The following is a 22,748-nucleotide window of genomic DNA, read 5'->3' on the forward strand; positions in this document are numbered from 1 at the left end:
GTTGCCGGTGAACCCGGACTGGACGTCGATGTTGGCCGCGGCAGCCAGGGTCCCGCCATTGACCACGCCACCGGCGAGATTGAGCGTCCCCAGGATGTCCAGCGTGTCCCCGGCGGCAATGGTCTTGGTCCCCGACAGGAAGGAGACGTTATTGAGGGTCAGATTGGTCGGGACGTCGATCGTGACGTTGCTCGTCGAGAACGCGACCGTCCCGCTGTTGTGGACGAACGTCCCGCCCGACTGCGTGAACGCGCCGGTGACGGTAAGCGTTCCGCTGGTGCTCGTGAACGATCCGCCGCTCAGAGTGAAGGCGTTGTTGACGGTGATCGCCGCATTGCCGCCGAGAAACGTGCCGGCTGCCTGCGTGAAGGCAGCGGCGCCGACGGTCAGGGTGGTTCCGGCGCCCTGGGTGATGGTTCCGGTGTAACCAGCCATGATCAGCACGCCCTGCACCGAAACGTTGGCGGTGATCGTCGCGCTCGTCACGCTCACGAGCGGGTCGAAGACGGCCCGATCCGCCGCTCCGGGAGCGACGTTGCCGGACCAGTTGACCGGGTTGGTCCATAGGCCATCGCCGCTCCCGTTGTCCCAGGTCTGATCGACCGCCAGAACTGGCGGTGGGATGCTGGCGGTGGCGACTGCCAACACGCCGCCTAGGAGTACGGCAAACCCAAATCGGGCGACGCGTGGCACGGCTCGTCGCGAGCGCGCGATATCAGGCCCGGGTTGCTGGACTTGAGTTTGTATGGATCCGACTCCGCCTGGCAGCAATACCCCCGCAGGCCACGGATCCTCCTCCATCTCCACCCCTTAGGGCGGAGACGATCCAGGCCCGGGGGATAGCAAACCGTATTTGGTACTGAGGCCGCCATAGCCCATTTGGTGGGGCAACCCGTACCTCGTGGGAGCCTCGATCGGCTACGCCACGATTCCGCTCGCGCGCAGCGCAGCAATCTCGCCGGCACTGAAACCGGCCTGGGTCAGAATCTCGTCGGTATGCTCGCCCAGGCGGGGTGGCGGCCGTCGCACGGGAAGCTGGACGCCCTCGATCCGGATCGGCGAGGCGGGCAGCTGGACGCCATCCACGGACGTGATCCAGTCCGGCTCGACCTGCCGCATAGCCGCCACGGCCTCGCCAACGCTGTGAACCGGACTGCCGGGAACGTCGGCGGCGGTCATGGCCGCCAGCAGCTCGTCGCGGTGCCACTCGGCGATACGCGGCGCCAGCACCGCCAGCACCTCAGCTCGGCGCGGGACGCGTCCCGGGTTGGTGGCCCATGCCGCCTCCGGTTCCACGCCCAGGAGGGCGCACAGGCGTGCGAACTGAGCGTCATTCCCGACGGCCACCACCACGTGCCCGTCACGGGCCGCAAAGACCTGGTACGGCACGATGTCGGGGTGCCCGGTCCCCCATCGGCGCGGCTCCTCCCCGGTGGCCAGGTGGTACCCGAGCACATTCGTCAGCCCCGCGACGGCGGCCTCGACCAGGCTGACCGATGCCGGCGGCACCGCTGTCCTCCCGGGATCCGGATGACGACGTCCGCGCTCGCGAGCCGCCAGCCCCGCCAGCGCAGCGACCGCGGCCTCCAGGCCGGCCAGCAGGTCCAGCAGCCCGACCCCGAACTTGACGGGCTCGCCTCCTGGCGCGCCGGTGACCGCCATTTGACCACTCCATGCCTGCGCGACCAGGTCGTAAGCCGGGCGCTCGGCCAGCATCCCGGTGCCGGGGAATCCGCCGATCGCGGTCACAACCAGGTGAGGATGGCGCTCACCCAACCGGTCTGCGGCGAGGCCAAGCCGTGCCGCCACCGACGGCACGTAGTTGTGGACGAGCACGTCGGCACGGGCCGCCAGCCGGTCAAGGAGCTCCTGACCGGCATCGGTCTTCAGGTCGACCACGAGGCTGCGCTTGTTGCGGTTCACCGCCGCGAAATAGGCGCTCCGCCGATCGCCCGGGTCGCCCCAGAACGGTGGGCCCCAGCCGCGCGTCTCATCGCCGGACGGCGGCTCGAGCTTCCAGACGTCGGCGCCAAGGTCGGCGAGCAGCATCGTGGCGTGGGGCCCGGCCAGGACCCTCGAGCAGTCGAGAACGATGACGCCGTCCAACGGGAACGTCGGGTCCCGCGTCGGCGCGTCAGCCACCGGCCGGCAGCCTGTCCAGAATTCGCGACTCGAGCTCGAGGATCAGGTGTTCGAGGCCCTCGATCCGATCCAGGATCTCGGCATTCCCGTGCAGCAGCTGCTCATTCTGCTGCTCGGCGACATCGGTCTCGCCGGCGGCATGTTCCAAGGTCATGCGGTCCCGGGCATCCTGCCGGTTGCCGGCCAGGAGGATCAGGGGGCCCGAGTAGGCTGCCAGGGTCCCGAAGGCGAGGTTGAGCAGGATGAACGGGTACGGATCGAAGTTGAAGACCAGGTAGACGTTGGCGGCGATCCAGATCACGGCGATCACCGTCTGGATCACGATGAAGCGCCAGCTCCCGATGACCGCGGTCGCACGGTCCGCGATTCGGGCGCCCAGCGGAGCCTCGTCGATGAGCGCGACGTTCACGGGATGTCGGTGTCGTGGCGGGCGCGCGGCGGGAGTCGCAAGGCGCATGGAGCAAACCTCAGCTGCGGCGTTCAGCCCAAGGCTAGCGTTCCGGTCAGGCTGAGGCGCTCTCTCCCGACGATGTCGCCGACACCGGAGCAGGTGCCTCGTACAGACCGAGCTTGGCCACTGCCCGCTGGACCGGCGCCGGGGCCCACCAGTTCAGCCGACCCATGACCCGCATGAAGGCGGGCACCAGGAGGCCGCGCACGATCGTGGCATCGATGAGCACGGCCAGCGCCTGGGCGAAACCGATCGCTTTCAGGAACAGGACGTCGGACAGGGCGAAGGTCCCGAACACCACGACCATGATCAGCGCCGCTCCGGTGATGATCCCACCCGTGATCCCGATCCCCTCCGCCACGGACTGGGTGTTGTTGCGGGTCGCCACCCACCGCTCGCGGATGCGCGAAAGGAGGAGCACTTCGTAGTCCATCGAAAGCCCGAACAGGATCGCGAACATCAGGATCGGCAGCCAGGCACCCAGCGACCCGTTGGCCTCGAAACCGAGCAGGTCCTGGAGGTTGCCGTCCTGGAAGACCCACACCAGCGCGCCGAAGCTGGCGCTGATCGAGATCAGGCTCATGAGGACCGCCTTCACCGGCAGAAAGACCGATCCGAAGGTCAGGAACAGGACCACCATGGTGACGGCGATGACGATGGCCACCGCGACCGGAACGCTGGCGCGGAAGCTGTCCATGAAGTCCGCCGATCGAGCGGCCAATCCGGTCACCCCAACCGTGGACCCGGACGGTTCCGGCACATCGCGCACCTTGGCTACCAGGCCCCGACCGGCCTCCGTGTCGGGCAGCAGGGTCGAGAACACGGTGACCTTCGCCGTGTCGCCGGCGACGGTCTGAGCCACCCACTCGTCCAGACCCGCCGGCCATGCCTCGCGAGGCGCAGCCAGGAGAGCGAGGTACTGGTCGGCGGGAATGCCGGGTGGCGGGTCGAGCACGCTCTCGACGCTCTGGATGTCGGGCAACGCGGCAACCTGATCGACGTATGCGCCCAGATCAGCCAGGCGCTCGGGCGCCAGCCCGCCATCGGTCAGGTCATCCTCGCCGGGGTAGGTGACTGCGGCCAGCATGGGGTCGGCGTCGCCACCTGGGAACTCGTCGCGCAGGATGATGAAACCCTGCTTGGCCGGGGTGTCGGGCAGGTCCTCGAGGTTGCCGCCGGTGGACAGCTGGATGTGCAGGAACGGGATCCCGGCCACCAGGAGCAGGACCAGGATGGGCGCCCCGATCAAGACCGGCCGGCGCATGACCCGCCCGGCGACCCGGGACCAGAACCCGTGGCCGCGGCGCCGCTCCGCCTCCACTGGGTCGACCTCGACGAATCGCAGGAACGCCGGGACCGGGATCCGCAGCCGGTTCACACGATGACCCAGCATGCCGAGCAGGGCGGGTAGCACGGTCATGGAGTACACGAGAGTGGCGACCACCACGACGACCCCGCCAATGCCCATCGAGCGCAATGCCGCGGCCTCGAACACCGTCAGCGCCCCCAGGCCGATGGCCACCGCGATGCCCGACACCGCCACCGCCTTGCCGACGGTGGCCATGGTGCGCTCCAGTGCCTCCTCGACCGGGTGGTGCAGCAGCTCCTCTCGGAAGCGGCTGACCAGGAACAGCGAGTAGTCGATGGCCAGGGCCAGGCCGATCATGGTCGCCAGGTTGGTGACGAAGATCGACATGTCGTACGACGAGGCCAGCAACCCGATGACCGCGAACGTCGAGATCAGCGACAGGCCCGCGATCAGCAACGGGAGCCCAGCGCCCACCAGAGTCCCGAAGACCACCAGGAGGATGGCGCCGGCGATGGGCAGGCTGATGATCTCCGCCTGCTGGAGGTCTTCTTCGATGACCCCGTTGAACTCGTCGTACACGACTGGCACGCCCGTGATCCGGGTCTCGACGCCCGGCGGGCGCTCCACCAGCTCCACCAGGCGGCGAGCGTCTTCGACGGCCTCCTCGTCGGGCGAGCTCAGCCGGACCAGGGCGAACGTGGCGGCGCCATCGGTCGAGAGGAACCGTGGATCCCCGTTGTCGGCGTAGGTGATGATCTCGTCGACCACCGGATCGTCGGCCAAAGGGGCGACCGCGTCCGAGACCACCTGCTGGAACTCGGGCGACGCGGCATCCCCCGCCGGGTCCCGCAGGATGACGAAGATGGCGGTCGCCTGCTCCCCGAACCGGTCCGCCAGGAGCTCCTCGGTCGTCCGCGATTCGGAACCCGCGATCTGCCAGCCACCCTGCGACAGCTCGCCGCCTGCCTGGTTGGACCAGACCGTCAGACCGATGACCAGGGCCAGGCCCACGGGTGGGATCCAGCGCCGGAAGCGGTACGAGAACCTGCCCAGGGCCGCGAACACGGGGCGCACTCTAGCCGACCCGACCGATTGGGGCAGATATGATCGGGCGCATGAGTCATCGGTCCGCGACGTGACGGTCCTGTCGCCCGCCAGCTGGTGGCGCAGCCTCGGCGGACTGACCCGCTCCGGCAGCTCGGTCGAGGGCCTGTCGTGGGGCCTGTACGACTTCGCGAACACGATCTACTCGTTCGCCATCGTCAGCTTTGCCATGGGCCCCTGGACGGTGAGGGCCCTGGGCGAGGCCAACGGGACCCTGGCCTTCACCGTGGCCGGCAGCCTGTCGGTGCTGCTGAACGCCCTCGTCTCGCCGGCCCTGGGAGCGGTGAGCGATCGAACTGGCGGGCGGAAGCGGTACCTGTTCGTATTCACGGTCCTGTGCGTCGTGCCGACCGCGGTCATCGGCCTGGTCGACATCTGGCTCGGCCTGCTGGCGTTCGCGATCGCGAACTTCGCGTTCCAGGCCGCACTCATCTACTACGACGCCATCCTCCCCGACGTGGCACGCCCGGAGAAGCGGGGTCGCCTGTCGGGGATCGGGGTCGGGCTCGGCTACGTGGGGACGATCGTGTCGGGCCTGCTACTCCGCTTCACGACCGACGACGCCGGCCTGACCACCGCGGCCAGCTTCATGCTGGTCGCCTCGCTGTTCGCGGTGTTCGCCATTCCGCTGTTCCTCGTCGTGCGCGAGCGCCCGCGGACCGGGGCGCCGTTCCGGGTGGCCGATGCGGTGGGCTCATGGCGGCAGCTCGGCGTCACGTGGCAGCACGCCGGGGAGCGCCTCGGGCTGCGCCGCTTCATCGTGGGCCGCTTTTTCTACTCCGACGGGGTGAACACGGCCATCGCAGTCATGAGCCTGTTCGCCATCAACGCGGTCGGCTTCACCGAAAGCGAGGCCTTGTACGTACTGATCGGCCTGACCGTGGTCGCGGTGCTGGCGTCGTTCGGGTGGGGCTACCTCGCCGATCGCTGGGGACCCAAGCGCACCCTGCTGACGGTGCTCGCCTCGTGGGTCCTCGGACTGCTGATCATCGGGCTGTTTCCGAACAAGCTCGCGTTCCTGCCGGCGGGGGCGATCCTGGGTTCCGGCCTGGGCGGCACGGCCGTCACCGACCGCCTCCTGCTGCTGCGCCTTACGCCTCCTGCGCGGGTGGGTGAGATGTTCGGGCTGTTCGGGCTGGCCGGGAAGTTCAGCGCGGTGATCGGCCCCATCGCCTTCGGCGCGATCGTGTGCGTCCTGCTCGAACCGGTGGGCAAGGCGGCGTACCAGATCGCCATCCTGTCGCTCCTGATCCTGATGGTGATCGGGTATTGGATCGTGCGGGGCGTCCCGGAGCCGCCGGCAGGGGCGGCCGAGGAGGCGGAAGCCGTCCTGGCGGGCGCATCCGGGTCGACATGACCCTGGTGGTGGCCCACCGGGGCGCCTCGGCGCGCGCCCCGGAGAACACGATGGAGGCCTTCCGGCTCGGCGTGGAAGCGGGGGCCGACGCGATCGAGGTGGACATCCACGTGTCCGCCGATGGCCAGCTGGCGGTCATCCACGACCCGACCCTGGATCGGACGACCGACCGTACGACGACCGTGGCCGATGCGCCGATGGCGGAGATCCAGGCCGCCGACGCCGGATGGGCCTTCCCCGGCCCGAACGGCGACTATCCGTACCGGGACCGGGGGTTGACGGTGCCCACCCTGCCCGAGGTCGTGGATTGGCTACCCGCCGGCATCGGGCTGGCGGTCGAGATCAAGGCTCCAGAGGCGGCGGATGGCGTGGTGGCGGTGCTGGCCGGAACAGAGGTCCGGAGCGCGGGGCTGGTCACCGTGATGAGCTTCCAGGAGGGCGCCATTCAGCGCGTTCGGGAGCTGGCCCCGGACCTGCCGACCGGGTTGTTGCTCGTACCGGGCGATATCTTCGAGCGCGGGCTGACGTGGGCCGTCGAGCACGGCCACGCCGCGATCCTGCCCTTCGAGGTCGATCTCGGGTTTGACCCGGGGCCCAACATCCAGCTGGCGACCGCATACGGGTGCCGAGTGGGCTGCTACGTGGTCAACGAGCCCGAGCGCATGCAGCAGCTGGCCGCCGCCGGCGCGTGGGGCTTCGTCACCGACGTTCCCGAACTGGCGAGGGCCGCGCTCGGCCCCCGCCCGGAGTAGGACGGCCGGCCTAGCCGGCGGCAGCCGCCGTCAGTTCGCCAAGCGCTTCTTTGGCTGCGCCCGCATTGTCGACGCCGAACAGCACCCCCACCTTGCCAGCCTCCATCCCGACCGGGATGAGCGCCTCGATGTTGACGCCCGCCGACGCGAGAAGACGTGCCGCGTTGGCCAGCGTGCCGGGGCGGTCCTCGAGCCAGGCAACGATGGCCTCGACCTCGCGGGACTTGACACCCTTGCCCTGGAGCGCGGCGCGGGTCGAGTCATCGTCGTTGGTCTGGATGGCGATCGAGCCGCCGTCGCCCCAGGCGGCGCCGCCACCCGTGATGACGTTCACTCCCTTCTCGGCGATGGCCTCGAGGGCATCAGCCAGGGTTCCGGGCCGGTTTTCGGCACTGATGATGAACAGGTGCATGATGCTGACCTCCTCGTGATGCGCTGCTGCGCATTCCTCGGGGGGAGCCTACACCCGCCGCCCGCAGCCGTCGATCAAGGGAGCACCAGGTGACCGTCAAGCGCCACCAACCCCGCCTGGCGTTCGGGGTTAGCGCCGGGCTGCGACCCTGGCTCGGCGAACTGGGCGTGGCGCTCGAGGGCCTGGGTTATGACGAGCTGTGGTGCAACGACGTGCCTGGAGCGTCAGGCCTCGACACGCTGGCCGCGGTTGCGGAGGCCACGAACCGACTCCGCCTGGCGGTGGGCGTGATCGCACTCAGCGAAGCCTCCCCGGACGCGATCGCGGAGCGGGTCGCGTCGGCCGGTTTGCCGGCCGACCGGCTCACCGTGGGTGTCGGCAGCGGTTCGGGGCGCTCGCTGGACGCGGTGCGGCGGGGATTTGGCGTGCTGCGCGGCCTCCTCCCCGATTACGCCATCGGCGTTGCGGCGGTGGGACCCCGGATGGCCGAGCTGGGCGGAGCGGCGGCGGACGTGGTGCTCCTCAACTGGGCCGGACCGCGCCTGGCGTCGGAACGCCGGCGCGTGGTGGAGGCGGGGGCGGCGGCCGCCGGTCGCACGATGCCCCGAATCGCGGCGTATGTCCGGGTGGCTGTCGGGCGGGGCGCCGATGAACGGTTGGCGAGCGAGCAGGCGCGGTATGTCGGGTATGGCGGCTCGTATCGGCGGGTGATCGATGCCCAGGTCGCATCCGGCGAATCGGTGATCGGGGTGGTGGCCGAGGAGCCCGGAGGGGTGGCGCCGGGGCTGGCCGGCTATCGGTCCGTGCTCGACACCCTGGTGATCCGCGGACTGCCGGCGGAGGACACGCCGGAGGCGTGGTTGAACGTCGCGCGGGCGGCTACTCTCCGCGCATGACGTACAGCATCGTGGCCCGCGACCCGGAAACGGGACGCCTGGGAGTCGCGGTGCAGTCCCACTACCTCGGCGTGGGCCTGGTCGTGCCCTGGCTCGAGGCAGGCGTGGGTGCGATTGCGACCCAGGCCCAGGTGGACGTCTCGTATGGTCCGGTCGGCCTCGGGCTGCTGCGCAACGGGCGGAAGGCCGAGCAGGTGGTCGCGGCCCTGATCGCGAGTGACCTGACGCCCCAGATCCGGCAGGTCGGGGTCGTGGACGCCGACGGCGGAGCCGCCGCGTTCACCGGGACCGAGACCATCCCGGCCGCCGGGCACCTGGTCCGCGAGGGCTTCACCGTCCAGGGCAATCTCCTCGAGCGCGACACGTGCTGGCCGGCGATGGCCGCGGCCTACGAGGCCGCTCTCGGTGAGGGGCTGCCGTTCAGCGAACGGCTCATCCGCGCCCTCGAGGCGGGGGAGGCGGAAGGGGGCGATGTCCGCGGCCGTCAGAGTGCGGCAATCACGATCGTGGAGTCGACCCTCCAGCCCGCTCCTTGGAAAGGACGCATCCTCGACGCTCGAGTCGACGACCATCCTGATCCGGTTCCCGAGCTGCGGCGCCTGGTGGGCCTGTATGAGAGCTACGCCCTGTTCGACGAGGAGGGCGACGCGGCGCGCGCCGGCCGCTCGGAAGCCGATCGCTACGCCGAGGCCCGGCGCCGCACGCCGGGAGCCATGGAGCTGGTCTTCTGGATGGGTATCGAACACGCCAAGCGCGGCGAGCTGGATGCCGCCCGTCGAGAGCTGCAGATCGCCTTCGCGGCCGACGCGCGCTGGCGGACCACCCTCCAGCACCTCGCGGATGCCAGCCGGGAGGGGATGACGCCCGAGCTGGCGGCCCAGCTGACCGCCTGACCCCGCGATCGGGCCGGCCGGCTACCAGTTGGTGGCGGTGGTGGCCACGTGCTCGCCGATGGACTCCAGCCAGCGCTCGGCGTCGATGGCCGCTTTGCAGCCTTCCCCCGCAGCCGTGACGGCCTGTCGGTAGGTGTGGTCGTGGACATCGCCGGCTACGAACACGCCCTCGATGTTCGAGCTCGTCTCGCCGGCTGTCCGACCGGCGACTTGGCAGTAGCCGCGTTCGTCGAGGTCCAGCTGCCCCACGAACAGGTCGGTATTGGGCTTGTAGCCGATGGCGATGAACAGGCCCTGGGCGTCGAACATCTCCTCCTCGCCGCTCTGGGTGTCGCGCAGGCGCAGCTGGTCGACGGTGGTGTTGCCGAGAACTTCGGCCACCTCGCGGTTCCACCGCACCTCGACCTTGGGGTGCGCGAAGGCGCGGTCCTGCATGATCTTCGATCCGCGCAGCTCGTCGCGCCGGACGAGCATGGTGACCTTGGACGCGAACTTGGTCAGGAACAGCGCCTCCTCCAGCGCCGTGTCGCCGCCCCCGACCACCGCCACTTCCCGGTCGCGGAAGAAGAAGCCATCACACGTGGCGCAGGCGCTGACCCCGCGTCCGCGGAATGCCTCCTCACTCGGGAGGCCCAGCCACAGGGCGCTGGCCCCGGTGGCCACGATGACGGCATCGGCCAGGTACAGGTCGTCACGAACCCACAGCTTGAACGGGCGCTGGCTGAAGTCGACCTTGGTGACGTCCTCCTCCACCAGATGCGCGCCGAACCGCTCCGCCTGCCGCCGGAACAGGTCCATGAGCTCCGGTCCCAGGATGCCGTCGGGGAATCCAGGGTAGTTCTCGACGTCGGAGGTGATCATCAGCTGGCCCAGCGGCGCATTGCCGGCGAACACCACGGGCTCCAGGTTGGCGCGCGCGGCATACAGGGCGGCCGTCAGGCCGGCCGGACCCGAACCGATGATGGCGAGCTTGCGGTGTGACAGGTCAACCGGATCGGTCGAGGTTGAAGGGGGAGTTGCGGTGCTCGTCATGTCCTCGGTCTGCAGTCTAGTCCGCACATCACGCACGGAACCTACCGTCAGGGTATCATTAGTTGCGCAAGTACGCAAGTGATATGCCCTCGGGACAGTCGCGGGGCGGTCGCATGTCGGCTCACATCGGTACACTCGTGACACCCATGAGCGAAACCCCAGCCGCAGCCGCCCGCCGGGCGACCACCACCGTCGATGTGGGCGGCGTGCTGGTCGGCTCGGACCATCCGGTGGTCGTGCAGTCCATGACCAACACCGACACCGCCGACGCCGATGCAACCGCCATCCAGGTCGCCCAGCTGGCCCACGCGGGCTCCGAGCTGGTGCGGGTCACGGTCAACACCGATGCGGCCGCTGAAGCGGTGCCGGTCATCCGCGACAAGTTGGACAAGCTGGGCGTCGGGGTCCCGATCATCGGGGACTTCCACTACAACGGCCACCTGCTGCTGACCAAATACCCGGCCTGCGCGGCCGCCCTGGCCAAGTACCGCATCAATCCCGGCAACGTGGGCACCAAGCGGCGGGACGAGCAGTTCCGGACCATCGTGGAAGTCGCTCTGGCCAATGACAAGCCGGTGCGGATCGGCGTGAACTGGGGCTCGCTCGACCAGCAGCTGCTGACCGAGCTGATGGATGCCAACGCCGCCAGCCCCGAGCCGCGCGACAGCCGGGCGGTGATGATCGACGCCATGCTCGAATCGGCCCTGCGCTCGGCCACCCTGGCCGAGGAAACCGGCCTGGGCCACGACCGGATCATCATCAGCGCCAAGGTCAGCGGCGTGCCGGACCTGGTGCAGATCTATCGTCGCCTCGCGACCCGCTGCGAGTATCCGCTCCACCTGGGCCTGACCGAGGCCGGGATGGGCAGCCGCGGGATCATCGGCTCCACGGCCGGGTTGGCCATCCTGCTCGATGAGGGGATCGGCGACACGATCCGGGTCAGCCTGACCCCGTCACCGGGTGGGGATCGGACCGAGGAGGTGCAGATCGCCCAGCAGGTCCTGCAGTCGCTCGGGCTCCGCTCGTTCGTCCCGCAGGTCTCGGCCTGTCCGGGCTGCGGCCGGACGACCTCGACCTTCTTCCAAGAGATGGCGCGCGACATCCAGGCCCACCTGCGTGACCAGATGCCTGCCTGGAAGGCTCAGCACCCGGGCGTCGAGGAGCTCCGCGTGGCGGTCATGGGCTGCGTCGTGAATGGGCCGGGGGAAAGCCGCCACGCGGACATCGGAATCAGCCTGCCCGGAACGTTCGAGGAGCCGGTGGCCCCTGTCTACGTTGACGGCGCGCTGCGCACGACCCTGCGCGGCGACGACATCGTGCCGCGGTTCCTCGCCATCCTCGACGAGTACGTGGCGGCCCGCTACCCCGGCTAGAGACAGATCGCGACCGCTGCCGGCTTGCTCAGGCCCCGACCGCCGACCACGGACGAGCCGCCCGACGAATCACCAATGAACGGGATCGCCGTTCCGTCCGCGAGGACGTCGATGGTGGCGATCACGTCGGTCTCCGCGGGCACACCGTTCGGAAGCTCGTCCGAGATGATCACCGGCACCCCATCGACGAGCAGCTCGAAGGGATCCACGACGTCGTAGTGGACGATCACCGCGGCGCAGGACTCGACCGTCTCCTCGTCCGGGCTGCTGGCCAACGGCGCGCCCGCAGAGTAGCTGAGGACATGGCTGGCAGCCGGATCGCGGTTCACCAGCAGGACTCGCAGGACGTAGGTCGTGTCACCGTTGCCCCCGCCGCCGCCCCCGCCGCTCGTACACGCGGTCGCGAGCAGCATCAGGGCCGCCGCTGCGGCCAGGGGTCTGATCCATCGGTGCGAGAAGCGCGGGGCGACTCGTGGGCGCATGGGATGGTCCTCCCTGCTTGGGCGGCGTGATCGACGACCGCTGCCGCGCATCGTAGCCACTCGCGGCGCGGGAAGCGAGAATCTAGAGGCCGCTCCCGGTGGCCGCCATGAGAGTCCAAAACGCGAGTGCCAGGAAGGCCAGTACGAGGAGGCCCAGGGCCAGCGGGAAGAGCCCAGTCGCCACGTTCTGACCAGGCTTGGGCGGCGGCTGAGGAATTGACGGGACGACAGCCTGATCGGTCGTGGCGGGAACCGCCGGCTGCTCGGTCGTGGCGGGAACCGCCGGCTGCTCGGTCGTGGCCGGGACGTTCGACTCCATGTCTCGCCGTACCTCCGCTCAGTGGTCGGTGGCCAGGTGAACCAGCGCTTCCGCCAGCTCCTCGGCGGTGAACGGTCCGATGTGCCGGCTGACCAGGGTCCCATCCGGACCCACGAGCCAGCTCTCGGGCGGTCCAAACACACCATACGCCCGCGCCACGCGTTCTCCTGGATCCATGGCCAGCGGCCAGGTCGCGTGGAACTGGTCGCCGAAGGCGCGGGCCGCCTCCGAGCGGTCACGGTACACGATTCCAATCACCGCCAGCCCGATGTCCGCGTGGACCTCGAGCGCCTCGGCCAAGATCGGAAACTCCTCGGCGCAGGCCGGCAGGCACCATGACGCCCAGAAGTTCACGAGCACGGGTCGCCCGAGGTAGTCCGCCAGGCGGACCGGCTCACCGTTCAAGTCGGCCAGCGCGAAGTCCGGCGCCCGATCCGCCACCCGCAGGGCCGGAGTCAGCAGGCCTGCCCCGCCGGCCACCACGACGACCAGGACGACAGCCAGGAGCAACGGGACGGTCGTGGCCAGCACCAGCCACCAGCGCGGCAGACGGGAGGAGTCGGGGCGTGGGATGGGAGTTGGCCTCAGTGGTGGCCGGAGCCCTCGTCGTGCGAGCCGTGCTCGGTCTCCTGCCACTCCCGGCCGGCGGTGCGAACCGAAAGGATGGCCCCTACGACGAATACCCCAAGGCCGGGGATCAGGAACCACCACGCAGCCGCCTGGTCATCCGGCTTGAAGGCGAGCCCCGCCCCCAACAAGGCACCGCCCACGGCCCAGATGACCGGCAGCCAGCTGCCGGGTGGGACGTGGACCCCGGGCGGTGGATGGAGTGGCGGCTGCTCGCGACCCCCGCGCGCGGCACTAGCCACGATGGCCGCGATGGCGAGCACCGCCGCGCCGAGAAGGACGTAACCGAGGATCTGGTCGGGCATCGGTCAGCCGCCCTTAGCCGAGCAGGTACAGGGTGGTGAAGAGGGCCACCCACACCACGTCGACGAAATGCCAGTAGTAGCTGACCGCCTCGACCGCCACGTGGTTGCGGGCCGAGAATTGCCCCTGCCCGGCACGGGCGGTGAGGATGCTGAGCCCCACCACACCACCGAAGACGTGCGCGCCGTGGAAACCGGTCAGAGTGTAGAAAACGGTGCCGTACACCCCATCCGAGATCCCGAATCCGAGGGTCGTGTAGTCATAGATCTGGCCGGCCAGGAACACGAGCCCCAGGCCCAGCGTCACGACCAGCCACAACCGCAATCGACCGGAGTCGCCTCGGCCGATGGCCCGCACAGCCCAGTGCATGGTGATGCTGGAGGTGAGCAGGATGAGGGTGATGGGCAGCGGGACGGGCAGGATCTCCAGCTCCGGAGCACCCGGAGGTGGGCCCCACGCACCGGCGAAGGAGGCTCGGGCCGAGAAGTACGTGGCGAACAGGCCGCCGAAGAACATCACCTCCGACGAGATGAACAGCAGCATCCCGACCAGCGGGATGGGAAAGCCGCCCTGGCGGCGGGTCGGCGCCTGGGCGCTCATGGATTGGCCTCCGGATGGAGGTTGGGTTCATGCTTGTGGCGCAGGTCGAACACGGGCCGCTCACTGCGGATGGGCGGGAGGCGGTCGAAGTTGTACGTCGGTGGCGGGGAGGTGGTCGCCCACTCCAGGGTGTTGCCCTCCCATGGATCGTCTCCAACCTTCTCGCCGTTCAGCAGCGTGGTGACCACGTTGACCACGAACGGGACCATGGAAAAGGCGATCAGGAACGCGCCGGCGGTCGAGATCAGGTTCATCTCGGTCCAGCCCGCATCGGCGGCGTAGTCGGCGATCCGGCGCGGCATGCCCTGGATGCCGAGCGAGTGCTGCACGAAGAACGCGGCGTTGAAGCCCACCAACAGCATCCCGAAGTGGATCTTGCCGAGCGTCTCGTTGAGGCGGCGCCCGGTCATCTTGGGGAACCAGTAGTAGGCCGACGCAAAGACGCCCATGGCCGCCCCGCCAAAGAACACGTAGTGGAGATGCGCCACCACGAAGTACGTGTCCTGGAGGTGGAAGTCGACCGGCGCGGCAGCCAGCATCACCCCGCTGATGCCCCCGATCAGGAACATGCTGATGACGCCAAGGGCGAATAGCATGGCGGTCGTGAACACCAGCGAGCCGCGCCACAGGGTGGCCAGCCAGTTGAACATCTTCACCCCGGTGGGAATCGCGATCAGGGCGGTCATGAAGGTGAAGAAGGGCAGGAACACGACACCCGTCGTGAACATGTGGTGCGCCCACACGCTGAAGGAGAGCAATCCGATGGCGATGGTGGCCCACACGAAGGCGCGATACCCGAACAGCGGCTTGCGGCTGAACACGGGCAGGATCTCGCTCACGACGCCCAGGGCCGGCAGGATGACGATATAGACCTCGGGGTGGCCGAAGAACCAGAACAGGTGCTGCCAGAGGATGGGATCACCCCCGACCGAGGGATCGAAGAACGATCCGCCGTAGTTGCGGTCGATGAACAGCGCGATCAGGGCGGCGGTGATGACCGGCGTGGCGAGCAGGATGAGGGCCTGGGTAACCATGACGGTCCACACGAAGATCGGCATCCGGTACAGGGTCATCCCCGGTGCGCGCATCTTGAAGATGGTGGTCAGGAAGTTGACCGATCCCAGGATCGAGGCCGTTCCGACCACGGCCAGGCCCATGATCCACAGGTCGGTTCCATCGCCCGGCGAGAACTGCACCCCGGTGAGGGGGGCGTACCCGGTCCAGCCACCGGCCGCGGCGCCTCCCACCAGGTAGCCGGACACGATCAGCAGGCCACCCAGTGGCAGCATCCAGAACGACAGGGCGTTGATCCGCGGGAATGCCATGTCCGGCGCGCCGAGCATGAGCGGGACCACGTAATTGGCGAAGCCGGAGAAGACGGGCACGATGAACAGGAAGATCATCAAGGTGCCGTGCATCGTGAAGGCCTGGTTGAAGGTGCTCTGGTCCACGAACTGGAGGCCGGGGACGGCCAGCTCGGTGCGGACGACGAGCGCCAACAGGCCCGCGAAGAAGAAGAAGGCGAACGCGTTGACGATGTACAGGACCCCGATCTTCTTGTGGTCGACCGTGGTCAGCCAGTCGAGGACCCACGAGCGCTCGTAGCCCGTAGTGCCGGGGGCGAGGGTGGTGGTGGTCGCCATCGTCAGTCGCTCCTCACCGCACCGTCAGGGTACCGGTCATGGCCGGGATCGGATGGAAGTCGCAGATGAAGGTGTACTCGCCCGGCTCCAGCGCGTCGACCACGTAGTCAACCGTCACGTCCGGGCCGGTCACCGTGCTGCCGGTGAACAGGGTGGTCGTTCCGTCCGAGATCGATACGTTGTGGTCCACCGCCTCGGCGTTGGTGAAACGGATGATGAACGGCTCGCCGGCCGGGACATCCAGCTCCAAAACATTGAATGCGATGTTGTCAGCCGACAGCTCCACGACGTGGGCGTCGGGTGGCACCGATGCGGCGGGGGTCGGGGTCGCACTCGCGGCCGTGGCCAGCCAGGCCTCGAAGTCGGCCGGAGCCATGGCCTGCACTTCGAAGGTCATGTCCGCATGCAGGGTGCCGCACAACTCGGCGCACTGGCCGCGGTAGGTCCCCGGCGCGGTGACCGTGAACTCCAGCTCGTTGGGCGCCTGTCCCTGGCCGAATGGGACGACATCGGTCTTCACCAGGAAAGCCGGGACGAAGAATGAGTGGATCACGTCGCGGCTGACCAGGGCGAGGCGCACCGGCTCGCCGGTCGGGACGACCAGTACAGGAGGAGCCAACACATTGCCGGTGACGGAGTAGCCGTTGGCATAGCGGAACGTCCACGAGAACTGCTGCCCCTCGACTTCGATCCTGACCGGGTCGTCGCTGCGGGCGCTGATGTCGCCCAGGGTGAACATGCTCGTGACGAACAGGATCAGGACGATCACCGTGGGGATCACGGTCCATACGATCTCGACCTTCGTGTTGCCGTGATGCTGGGCCGGCAGCCGGTCGTCGCGCCGCCGATATCGGAAGACGGCGTAGATTAGGAAGCCCTCGACCCCAACGAAGACCAGGGCGCCTAGCCCAAAGATGACCAGGAACAAGGTCCGGACCTCCTCGGCCTGGGTCGTCATCGGCTCCGGGGGGAAGAGGCAGCCGGTCAGCAGGAGGGTCGGCAGGCAGACGGCAGCCAGGCGGATCATCGCCCGCCGCCAGCGGTGTGGCGTCCGTGCTCGCATCAGTCCGACGAGTGGGCTCCTGTGTGGAGACGACCGACGCCCTATGCGCCCCGATCCAGGCCAGCCGGTCGAAGGTGCTCGACCGCGGCACGGCCGGCATTGTACCCGTCGAGTCAGGCCGGAAGCGTCAGCCCTCGGTCTGGCCGCAGTCGAGCGGCTCGTCGGGGAGCAGCGGCCTGGGGGTCACGGAGTACAGGTGGCCGTCGTGGGACCAGCGCGTCAGCTGGTTGGCCGGCGACAGGGCTGCATACCAGGCCGCGCCCTCGGCCCCGCTGACCACGCCGCACCGGAAGTCCTGGATGGTGCTCGCGGTCCCGAACTGGTCGGGAGCCGTCGTTCCGGGCCACGGGATCGGCTCCGAGTCCAGGCCGTCGGGGTTGGGCGGCTGGGCATCGATGTTGGCGACCAGCAAACGCACGGCATCGGGCTCATACGACTGCCAGGTCGCATCGGCCCAGTCATCGGCCGGGATCCAGGCGTCGAGATCCAGCAGGGCAGCTTCGAGGGCGGTCAGCCGATCGTGGGCCTCGAGCTCTTCGGTGGGAATGCCGGGCGGAGCCACGTTCGGTTCGGCGAGCAGGCCGAGGGCATAGACGTCGACGACGACCTCACGGTTGTCGGCGCGCACGGTGAAGACGGTCGAGTTGGCATCGGCGATGAACTGGGTGGCCGCGTTCCACGAATGACTGTCGTCGAACAGACCGGTCTCGGCGATGCGGAACAGGATCGACTGGATGCCCTCTTCGGTCAGCCGTCGGACCTGGACGTTGGGGAGCGCAGGCCCGGGGTAGATCTCGATCTGTGGGCCCTCGACCAGGACGCGTCCGTCCCCCAGCAGGGTGAAGCGCGGGAGCGAGGTAAAGATGTACTCGTACGGGACGAAGCCGCCGGTCCACGCAATGCGGACCACCACTTCGGATCCGGCCGGATGCGGCACGCTGGCATAGGCCGGCGGGCTGACCAGGTTGCAGCTGGCGATGAGGATGGCAACGGGGAGCCCGGCGAGCAGGGCGTGGCGAGGTCGCGTCATGACCACCAGACGCTGGTGGGGCGGATGTGGTTCCCGTCAGATGGCGCCAGAATGGCCCGGTGCGCGGAGGGCGGCTTCGGAGCGTGGCGGGCCTGACGGTCATCGCGACCGCCGGGTGGTTCGTCCGCCCGAGTCCCGTGCTTGCCCACGGCGCGGTTCCGCCGGCGCCGGGGTGGCCCGACACCCTGCTGGCCTGGACGATCGACCCGCTGCCGTTGCTGGGTGTCTTCGGGGCCGCGCTCGGCTACTGGTGGCTGGTTCGCCGCGTCGAGCGGCGGCATCCTCGCAATCCGGTGCCCCGGATGCGGCACTGGGCCTGGATGAGCGGGCTGGCGGCGGTCGTGGCGGCGCTGCTGTCCCCGATAGAGACCTATTCCGGGGCGCTCCTGACGATCCACATGGTCCAGCATCTGCTGCTCCAGTTCGTCGCGGCTCCGCTGCTCTTGCTCGCCGCCCCGGTCACGGTCCTCCTGCGAGCGGTAGGGCCGACCACCCGTCGGTGGCTGCTCGTCGTGCTCCACAGCCGGCTGGTGCGGGCACTCACCTTCCCCCTGCTGGCGTGGTTCCTGTTCGCGGCCGTCAACTGGGGCTGGCACCTGTCGGACCTGTACGACCTGGCGCTGGAGGTGGAGTGGGTTCATTACCTTCAGCACCTCACTCTGTTCGGAGCCGCGCTCCTGTTCTGGTTCCCGGTGGTCGGCGCCGACCCCGGCCCGTGGCGGCTCCCCCACCCGATGCGCCTGTTCTACCTGTTCCTGGCCATGCCCCAGAACTCCTTCCTCGGCGTTGCGATCCTGAACGCGGCCGGTGTCCTGTACCCCCACTACGCGACCACTGTCCGGGCCTGGGGACCCTCGCCGCTGGTGGATCAGCAGGCCGCCGGCACCCTGATGTGGGTGTGGGGAGACCTGGTCTTTCTGTTGGCCATGGTCGCAGTGATTGCGGCCTGGGTCCGCCAGGAAGAGCGGCGCAACGCCCGCGAGGAAGCGCGGCTGGATGCGGAGGCGGCGCGGCTGGAGCAGGCGGCCCGGGGGTCTCGGCCAGCGCGACTCTAGGCCATGGCCGCGCGGACCAGTGTGTCGGCCGCGACTGCCGCGAAGAGCAGGGTCAGGTAGAGGGTGGAATACCGGAACAGGCCGATCGCCGAAGCACCGGCCTCGGGTGATCGGCGCACGCGCATAGCCCAGGCCACGAAGCCGATGCCCAGTGTGCCGGCCGCGACCAGGTAGATCAGCCCCATCCCGGCCGCCGGCAGGAGGAGCAGGCTGACCGCCACCAGGACGAGGGAGTACAGCAGGATCTGGCGCGCGGTCTCCACCTCTCCGCGCACCACCGGCAGCATGGGCACGCCGGCGGCCTCGTAGTCGCCGCGGTAACGGAGCGCGAGGGCCCAGAAGTGGGGCGGGGTCCAGATGAAGATGATGGCGAACAGGACCAGGGCCGGGAGTCCCACCGTCCCAGTCACCGCGGCCCAGGCCACCAGTACCGGGACGCAGCCTGCCGCGCCGCCGATGACGATGTTCTGGGGGGTGGCCCGCTTCAGCCACAGGGTATAGACGATCACGTAGAACACGATCGCGCTGGCCGCCAGGACGGCGCTCAGCAGGTTGACGGTCAGGGACAGCCAGGCGAACGAGACCACGCTCAGGACGAGCCCGAAGGCCAAGGCTGCGGGGGGCGTCACCGCGCGTCGCGGGAGGGGCCGGTTCCGGGTCCGGCGCATGAGGTCGTCGATATCGCGGTCAAGGTACTGGTTGATGGCGTTGGCGCCGCCGGCGGCGAGGGTGCCGCCTACGAGCACCGAGCCGATGAGGGCGAGCGGGGGGATGCCTCCCTCGGCCAGGACCATCGTCGGGACGGTGGTGACCAGCAGCAGCTCGATGATCCGTGGCTTGGTCAGAGCCACGTAGGCGCGAAGAGTGTCGCCCCGGGCCGCGACCGACCGCTCGAGATCGGCCGTCACCACCGACTCCATGCGACCCACGTAGTGGGCGGCCATGGCCAGGGTCGCGAGCGTGCCGAAGACGGCTGCACCAAGCGCGACGTGGGCGACCTGGGTCCAGGGCGCCAGATCGGTCAGCACCTGCGCGCCGCCGATCACGACCTGGGCCAAGTACAACCCCGCGGCCGCGGTGGCCAGCGCGGGCAGTGGCGCTGGCTCGCGTCCGCGACGGGCCGCGACCACGGTCCCGGCCACGAGCAGTCCGACCGCGACTGTCGCCCATCGGTGCCACACATGCGGGAGCACGGCAGCATCCAGGGCCGGGAACAGGGCTCCGTTCATGAGCGGCCAGTCGTCGAACGCCAGGGCGCTGCCGGTGGCGGTCACGTGTGCGCCAAGGAGCAAGAGCCCGTAGGTCGCCAGGGTGGTCAGGCCGGCGAGGATCGCGAAGCCGCTCCAGCCCCCAGCGGCAGGGACATGTCGCGGGTAGCGGCTTCGCATCCAGACGTATAGCACCAGGGCGAACAGGCCCATGGCGGTGGCCAGATGAGCCGTCACGATGTCGCCCGACAGATCAGTCTCGACCGCGACCTTGCCGAGCCAGGCCTGGAACACCACCAGGCCGGCGGCCACGACGCTGGCCACCACCACCGCGGGCCGGCCTCGATGGCGGAGGACGGCGACCAGTGCCACCGCCGCAACCACCGCTCCGGTCAGGGCGGCCACCGTCCGATGGCTCCACTCGATGATGGCGTGCGGATCGTCCATGGGCGGGATCCACGACCCGTGGCAGGTCGGCCACTCCGGGCACCCCAGCCCAGAACCGGTGGCGCGCACGATGGCGCCCACCACGACCAGTAGGTAGGTCATCGCCACGGCCAGCGCGGCGAGGGTGGTGAATCGAGACAAATCTCACTCCGTCCGGCGGTCGGTCAGGGCAGGGCGCCGGCCGGGGCCATGATAGCCGCGGCCTGTGGTCGGTCAGCGGCCGGCAGGAACGTGGCGGATCACCGACGGCAGGCGCGGCACGACCCAGCGGCTCGCGGCCGCCAGGCGCTCCACGCCACGCTCGCGCGGGGCGCTCCAGCCCAGGCCGTACTGCCGACGAACGGCAGGATGGAGGACCGAAAACGACGCCAGGTGCGCCACGTCCCAGATCCAGCGCGGCGGGAATCGGGTCGGGTACAGAATCCACGGGAGGAGGGCGCGCGCGGTTGGGCTGACGCGCACGTCCCCGGATTTGATGCGGCCCGCCATCCACGTCCGCAGGTCGGCCGCAGTGGATGGGATCACGGCTTCGGGCACGCCGAGCCGGATCGCGACCGATGCTGCCTCACGGTGGTAGGCGTCCCGCTCAGCTGGGTTGAGCGGCGCCACGAACCGGTCGTGCATCCGCAGGGCGGTGTCGACCAGGGTGGCGTGGACCCATAGCAGGAGGTCAGGGTCGAGCGCCCGATAGGTTGTCCCCGTTTCCGGAACGACTCCCCGGACCGCGGCATGGATGGCATTGATGCGTCCGATGGCGCGCTCCGCGGTGGGCCGGTCGCCAAAGACGATGGACCAGCTCGACCCCAGGGTCCGGCGCAGCCGGGCGAACGGATCGGTCCGGAAGTCGGAGTGGGCATCGACCGCGGCGGCGACCGCCGGATGCGCAATCTGCATGAGCAGCGCGCAGGTGCCACCGGCCAGGACAATCGCCTCGCGATCCACCCGCCACGATACAGAACCGCGGTCGAACAGCCCGGCGGGCGGCGGGCGGCGGGCGGTATCAGCCGCCATCGCTCGGGTCAGGTCAGCCGGGGAGGACGGTGATCGTGTCGCCGACACGAATGACACCTCCGGACACCACGTCCGCCCGCAGGCCACCGCGGCCTGACAGTCCGGCGCGGACCCCCGGATAAGTCAGCGACTCGAGGTGGTTACAGGGGGCGCACTCCTTGACCCCGTAGCACACCGCCTCCCCGACCTGGAACCGCCGACCCACCAGCGCCGGCACGTCCAGGCCGCGGGTCAGGATGTTGCGTCGGGTCTGGTGGGGCGCCAGCTGGATGCCGGTCTCGCCGATCATGGCCTCCACGCCCTCGGCGGCGATCAGGGTCACATGGCTGCCGGGAATCCCGAGGCCCGCCATGCGGTCCCCGACCAGGCCGTGGCCAGCTACCAGTTCGGCGGTTTCGACCACCCGCATCGGCTCGCCGCGCTCCCCGTGCAGATGGATGCCCTCGACCTTGCCCAAAGCCATTTCCGTCATCGCGGCCGGCTCAGCGCCAGGACGCGCGTGGTGACGCGGACGGCAGCGCGCGGAAGAGGAATCCGGCAACCACGCCGGCGGCGAATCCACCGATGTGTGCCAGGTACGCCACACCCCCCACCGTTTCCGAGCTGATCACTGCGGCGCCGAACCCGCTGATCAGCTGGAAGACGATCCACAGCCCAATCGCGGCCAGGGCCGGCACCTGGGTCACGAAGCGGAAGATGAAGACCGTCACGCGGTTGCGCGGAAACAGCACGAGGTAGGCACCCAGGATCCCGGAGATGGCACCCGAAGCTCCCAAGGTGGGGATGGGTGAGCTGGGTTCGCTCCAGATCTGGGCCAGGCTGCCGACCAGGCCGGTGCCCAGGTACACGGCGACGAACAGGATGGCGCCGGCGCGGTGCTCGACGTTGTCACCGAAGACCCACAGGAACAGCATGTTGCCCGCCAGGTGCAGCCAGCCAGCGTGCATGAACATGCTCGTCAGCAGCGTGAGCTGGATCGGGAACGGGCCTGGCGCCTGGGGCACCAGGTACGCCTGGCCGGCGACGGTGATGGGGATCGCCTCGACGAGATCGGCGCCGGTGGTGATCTCGAGGGGGACCGCACTGAAGCCGGCGGTGAACGCGTTCTCCGCTCCCAGGCCCTGGAGGAGGACGAAGACCGCGACGTTGATGCCGATCAGGGTGGCGGTGACCCAGGCCAGCCCGTGGCCCGGCTCGTTCTCGTCGCCGATCGGAAACATCGGTCCTGCGCCGAATGCG

At 69.2% G+C, this 22,748-nt stretch carries 24 protein-coding genes; 6 read left to right on the forward strand and 18 right to left on the reverse strand.

The features are described from left to right. The 4 genes from AABM41_07500 to AABM41_07515 form a co-directional block, all read right to left on the reverse strand. Nucleotides 1-645, reverse strand: a 645-nt coding sequence (locus tag AABM41_07500; GenBank protein MEK6192153.1) for a hypothetical protein, incomplete at its 3' end; no start/stop codon positions are given. Nucleotides 646-918: 273 nt separating this feature from the next. Further along, nucleotides 919-2,142, reverse strand: coding sequence for a CoA transferase (locus tag AABM41_07505; GenBank protein ID MEK6192154.1), 1,224 nt, complete (start codon nucleotides 2,140-2,142; stop codon nucleotides 919-921). Beyond that, on the reverse strand, nucleotides 2,135-2,599 hold the full coding sequence (locus AABM41_07510) for a DUF1003 domain-containing protein (GenBank protein ID MEK6192155.1): 465 nt from the start codon (nucleotides 2,597-2,599) through the stop codon (nucleotides 2,135-2,137). Before AABM41_07510 ends, AABM41_07505 begins: the two co-directional genes overlap by 8 nt. A 46-nt stretch (nucleotides 2,600-2,645) precedes the next feature. Continuing rightward, complete coding sequence (locus AABM41_07515; protein ID MEK6192156.1) at nucleotides 2,646-4,967, reverse strand: MMPL family transporter; 2,322 nt, start codon at nucleotides 4,965-4,967, stop codon at nucleotides 2,646-2,648. 70 nt (nucleotides 4,968-5,037) lie between these two features. Between AABM41_07515 and AABM41_07520 the strand changes: the two genes are divergently transcribed. Beyond that, nucleotides 5,038-6,363 carry an MFS transporter gene (locus AABM41_07520; GenBank protein MEK6192157.1) on the forward strand — a complete coding sequence of 442 codons (1,326 nt, stop codon included), beginning with the start codon at nucleotides 5,038-5,040 and terminating at the stop codon, nucleotides 6,361-6,363. Continuing rightward, entirely contained in the window at nucleotides 6,360-7,115 is a 756-nt protein-coding gene (locus AABM41_07525) for a glycerophosphodiester phosphodiesterase (GenBank protein MEK6192158.1), read from the forward strand. Before AABM41_07520 ends, AABM41_07525 begins: the two co-directional genes overlap by 4 nt. Nucleotides 7,116-7,125: 10 nt before the next feature. On the opposite strand, the gene AABM41_07530 is transcribed toward AABM41_07525, so the two are convergent. Next, nucleotides 7,126-7,527 (reverse strand): hypothetical protein, encoded by a 402-nt coding sequence (locus AABM41_07530; protein ID MEK6192159.1) that lies wholly within the window; start codon nucleotides 7,525-7,527, stop codon nucleotides 7,126-7,128. 89 nt (nucleotides 7,528-7,616) lie between these two features. Between AABM41_07530 and AABM41_07535 the strand changes: the two genes are divergently transcribed. Both AABM41_07535 and AABM41_07540 read left to right on the forward strand, forming a co-directional pair. Beyond that, entirely contained in the window at nucleotides 7,617-8,423 is an 807-nt protein-coding gene (locus AABM41_07535) for an LLM class flavin-dependent oxidoreductase (GenBank protein ID MEK6192160.1), read from the forward strand. After that, complete coding sequence (locus AABM41_07540) at nucleotides 8,420-9,316, forward strand: DUF1028 domain-containing protein (GenBank protein MEK6192161.1); 897 nt, start codon at nucleotides 8,420-8,422, stop codon at nucleotides 9,314-9,316. The genes AABM41_07535 and AABM41_07540 overlap by 4 nt, the downstream gene beginning before the upstream one ends. A gap of 21 nt (nucleotides 9,317-9,337) precedes the next feature. Here AABM41_07540 and trxB read toward each other — a convergent pair whose 3' ends face one another. Next, on the reverse strand, nucleotides 9,338-10,348 hold the full coding sequence (gene trxB, locus AABM41_07545) for a thioredoxin-disulfide reductase (GenBank protein ID MEK6192162.1): 1,011 nt from the start codon (nucleotides 10,346-10,348) through the stop codon (nucleotides 9,338-9,340). 146 nt (nucleotides 10,349-10,494) lie between these two features. Between trxB and ispG the strand changes: the two genes are divergently transcribed. Beyond that, complete coding sequence (ispG, locus tag AABM41_07550; protein ID MEK6192163.1) at nucleotides 10,495-11,721, forward strand: flavodoxin-dependent (E)-4-hydroxy-3-methylbut-2-enyl-diphosphate synthase; 1,227 nt, start codon at nucleotides 10,495-10,497, stop codon at nucleotides 11,719-11,721. On the opposite strand, the gene AABM41_07555 is transcribed toward ispG, so the two are convergent. The 8 genes from AABM41_07555 to AABM41_07590 all read right to left on the reverse strand — a co-directional run bounded on the left by AABM41_07555 (nucleotide 11,718) and on the right by AABM41_07590 (nucleotide 17,788). Continuing rightward, nucleotides 11,718-12,203 (reverse strand): hypothetical protein, encoded by a 486-nt coding sequence (locus AABM41_07555; protein MEK6192164.1) that lies wholly within the window; start codon nucleotides 12,201-12,203, stop codon nucleotides 11,718-11,720. The genes ispG and AABM41_07555 overlap by 4 nt on opposite strands. 82 nt (nucleotides 12,204-12,285) lie before the next feature. Next, nucleotides 12,286-12,522: a hypothetical protein gene (locus AABM41_07560; GenBank protein MEK6192165.1), complete on the reverse strand. Its 237-nt coding sequence runs from the start codon at nucleotides 12,520-12,522 to the stop codon at nucleotides 12,286-12,288. Between the two features lie 18 nt (nucleotides 12,523-12,540). Beyond that, nucleotides 12,541-13,053, reverse strand: coding sequence for a TlpA disulfide reductase family protein (locus AABM41_07565; protein MEK6192166.1), 513 nt, complete (start codon nucleotides 13,051-13,053; stop codon nucleotides 12,541-12,543). Between the two features lie 53 nt (nucleotides 13,054-13,106). Continuing rightward, the gene (locus tag AABM41_07570; GenBank protein MEK6192167.1) at nucleotides 13,107-13,454 is read right to left on the reverse strand and encodes a hypothetical protein; all 348 of its coding nucleotides are present in this window, start codon (nucleotides 13,452-13,454) and stop codon (nucleotides 13,107-13,109) included. 13 nt (nucleotides 13,455-13,467) lie between these two features. Then, on the reverse strand, nucleotides 13,468-14,052 hold the full coding sequence (locus tag AABM41_07575) for a cytochrome c oxidase subunit 3 (GenBank protein ID MEK6192168.1): 585 nt from the start codon (nucleotides 14,050-14,052) through the stop codon (nucleotides 13,468-13,470). Beyond that, nucleotides 14,049-15,695, reverse strand: a complete 1,647-nt coding sequence (gene ctaD / locus AABM41_07580; GenBank protein MEK6192169.1) for a cytochrome c oxidase subunit I — start codon at nucleotides 15,693-15,695, stop codon at nucleotides 14,049-14,051. Before ctaD ends, AABM41_07575 begins: the two co-directional genes overlap by 4 nt. 13 nt (nucleotides 15,696-15,708) lie before the next feature. Further along, on the reverse strand, nucleotides 15,709-16,722 hold the full coding sequence (coxB, locus tag AABM41_07585) for a cytochrome c oxidase subunit II (protein ID MEK6192170.1): 1,014 nt from the start codon (nucleotides 16,720-16,722) through the stop codon (nucleotides 15,709-15,711). Nucleotides 16,723-16,885: 163 nt separating this feature from the next. Next, nucleotides 16,886-17,788 carry a hypothetical protein gene (locus AABM41_07590; GenBank protein ID MEK6192171.1) on the reverse strand — a complete coding sequence of 301 codons (903 nt, stop codon included), beginning with the start codon at nucleotides 17,786-17,788 and terminating at the stop codon, nucleotides 16,886-16,888. A gap of 59 nt (nucleotides 17,789-17,847) precedes the next feature. Here AABM41_07590 and AABM41_07595 point away from each other — a divergent pair, with 59 nt between their 5' ends. Then, nucleotides 17,848-18,843 carry a cytochrome c oxidase assembly protein gene (locus AABM41_07595; protein ID MEK6192172.1) on the forward strand — a complete coding sequence of 332 codons (996 nt, stop codon included), beginning with the start codon at nucleotides 17,848-17,850 and terminating at the stop codon, nucleotides 18,841-18,843. Here the strand turns inward: AABM41_07595 and AABM41_07600 are convergent. The 4 genes from AABM41_07600 to AABM41_07615 form a co-directional block, all read right to left on the reverse strand. Beyond that, complete coding sequence (locus AABM41_07600) at nucleotides 18,840-20,639, reverse strand: heme o synthase (protein ID MEK6192173.1); 1,800 nt, start codon at nucleotides 20,637-20,639, stop codon at nucleotides 18,840-18,842. The two genes, AABM41_07595 and AABM41_07600, sit on opposite strands and share 4 nt — an antisense overlap. A gap of 72 nt (nucleotides 20,640-20,711) precedes the next feature. Beyond that, nucleotides 20,712-21,557 (reverse strand): oxygenase MpaB family protein, encoded by an 846-nt coding sequence (locus tag AABM41_07605; GenBank protein MEK6192174.1) that lies wholly within the window; start codon nucleotides 21,555-21,557, stop codon nucleotides 20,712-20,714. After that, the gene (locus tag AABM41_07610; protein ID MEK6192175.1) at nucleotides 21,523-21,981 is read right to left on the reverse strand and encodes an MOSC domain-containing protein; all 459 of its coding nucleotides are present in this window, start codon (nucleotides 21,979-21,981) and stop codon (nucleotides 21,523-21,525) included. Before AABM41_07610 ends, AABM41_07605 begins: the two co-directional genes overlap by 35 nt. A gap of 10 nt (nucleotides 21,982-21,991) precedes the next feature. Further along, complete coding sequence (locus AABM41_07615; protein MEK6192176.1) at nucleotides 21,992-22,729, reverse strand: rhomboid family intramembrane serine protease; 738 nt, start codon at nucleotides 22,727-22,729, stop codon at nucleotides 21,992-21,994. Nucleotides 22,730-22,748 lie beyond the last annotated feature (19 nt).

It is taken from the genome of Chloroflexota bacterium, assembly GCA_038040195.1.
In the GTDB taxonomy this organism is placed as follows: Bacteria; Chloroflexota; Limnocylindria; order QHBO01; family QHBO01; genus DASTEQ01.

What these genes read in the sequence shown, in the direction of transcription:
- ctaD (MEK6192169.1), bottom strand. Translation starts at nt 15,695, where the DNA reads ATGGCGACCACCACCACCCTCGCCCCCGGCACTACGGGCTACGAGCGC.
- AABM41_07510 (MEK6192155.1), bottom strand. Translation starts at nt 2,599, where the DNA reads ATGCGCCTTGCGACTCCCGCCGCGCGCCCGCCACGACACCGACATCCC.
- ispG (MEK6192163.1), top strand. Translation starts at nt 10,495, where the DNA reads ATGAGCGAAACCCCAGCCGCAGCCGCCCGCCGGGCGACCACCACCGTC.
- AABM41_07540 (MEK6192161.1), top strand. Translation starts at nt 8,420, where the DNA reads ATGACGTACAGCATCGTGGCCCGCGACCCGGAAACGGGACGCCTGGGA.
- AABM41_07615 (MEK6192176.1), bottom strand. Translation starts at nt 22,729, where the DNA reads ATGTTTCCGATCGGCGACGAGAACGAGCCGGGCCACGGGCTGGCCTGG.
- trxB (MEK6192162.1), bottom strand. Translation starts at nt 10,348, where the DNA reads ATGACGAGCACCGCAACTCCCCCTTCAACCTCGACCGATCCGGTTGAC.
- coxB (MEK6192170.1), bottom strand. Translation starts at nt 16,722, where the DNA reads ATGATCCGCCTGGCTGCCGTCTGCCTGCCGACCCTCCTGCTGACCGGC.
- AABM41_07555 (MEK6192164.1), bottom strand. Translation starts at nt 12,203, where the DNA reads ATGCGCCCACGAGTCGCCCCGCGCTTCTCGCACCGATGGATCAGACCC.
- AABM41_07570 (MEK6192167.1), bottom strand. Translation starts at nt 13,454, where the DNA reads ATGCCCGACCAGATCCTCGGTTACGTCCTTCTCGGCGCGGCGGTGCTC.
- AABM41_07590 (MEK6192171.1), bottom strand. Translation starts at nt 17,788, where the DNA reads ATGACGCGACCTCGCCACGCCCTGCTCGCCGGGCTCCCCGTTGCCATC.
- AABM41_07560 (MEK6192165.1), bottom strand. Translation starts at nt 12,522, where the DNA reads ATGGAGTCGAACGTCCCGGCCACGACCGAGCAGCCGGCGGTTCCCGCC.
- AABM41_07610 (MEK6192175.1), bottom strand. Translation starts at nt 21,981, where the DNA reads ATGACGGAAATGGCTTTGGGCAAGGTCGAGGGCATCCATCTGCACGGG.
- AABM41_07525 (MEK6192158.1), top strand. Translation starts at nt 6,360, where the DNA reads ATGACCCTGGTGGTGGCCCACCGGGGCGCCTCGGCGCGCGCCCCGGAG.
- AABM41_07575 (MEK6192168.1), bottom strand. Translation starts at nt 14,052, where the DNA reads ATGAGCGCCCAGGCGCCGACCCGCCGCCAGGGCGGCTTTCCCATCCCG.
- AABM41_07530 (MEK6192159.1), bottom strand. Translation starts at nt 7,527, where the DNA reads ATGCACCTGTTCATCATCAGTGCCGAAAACCGGCCCGGAACCCTGGCT.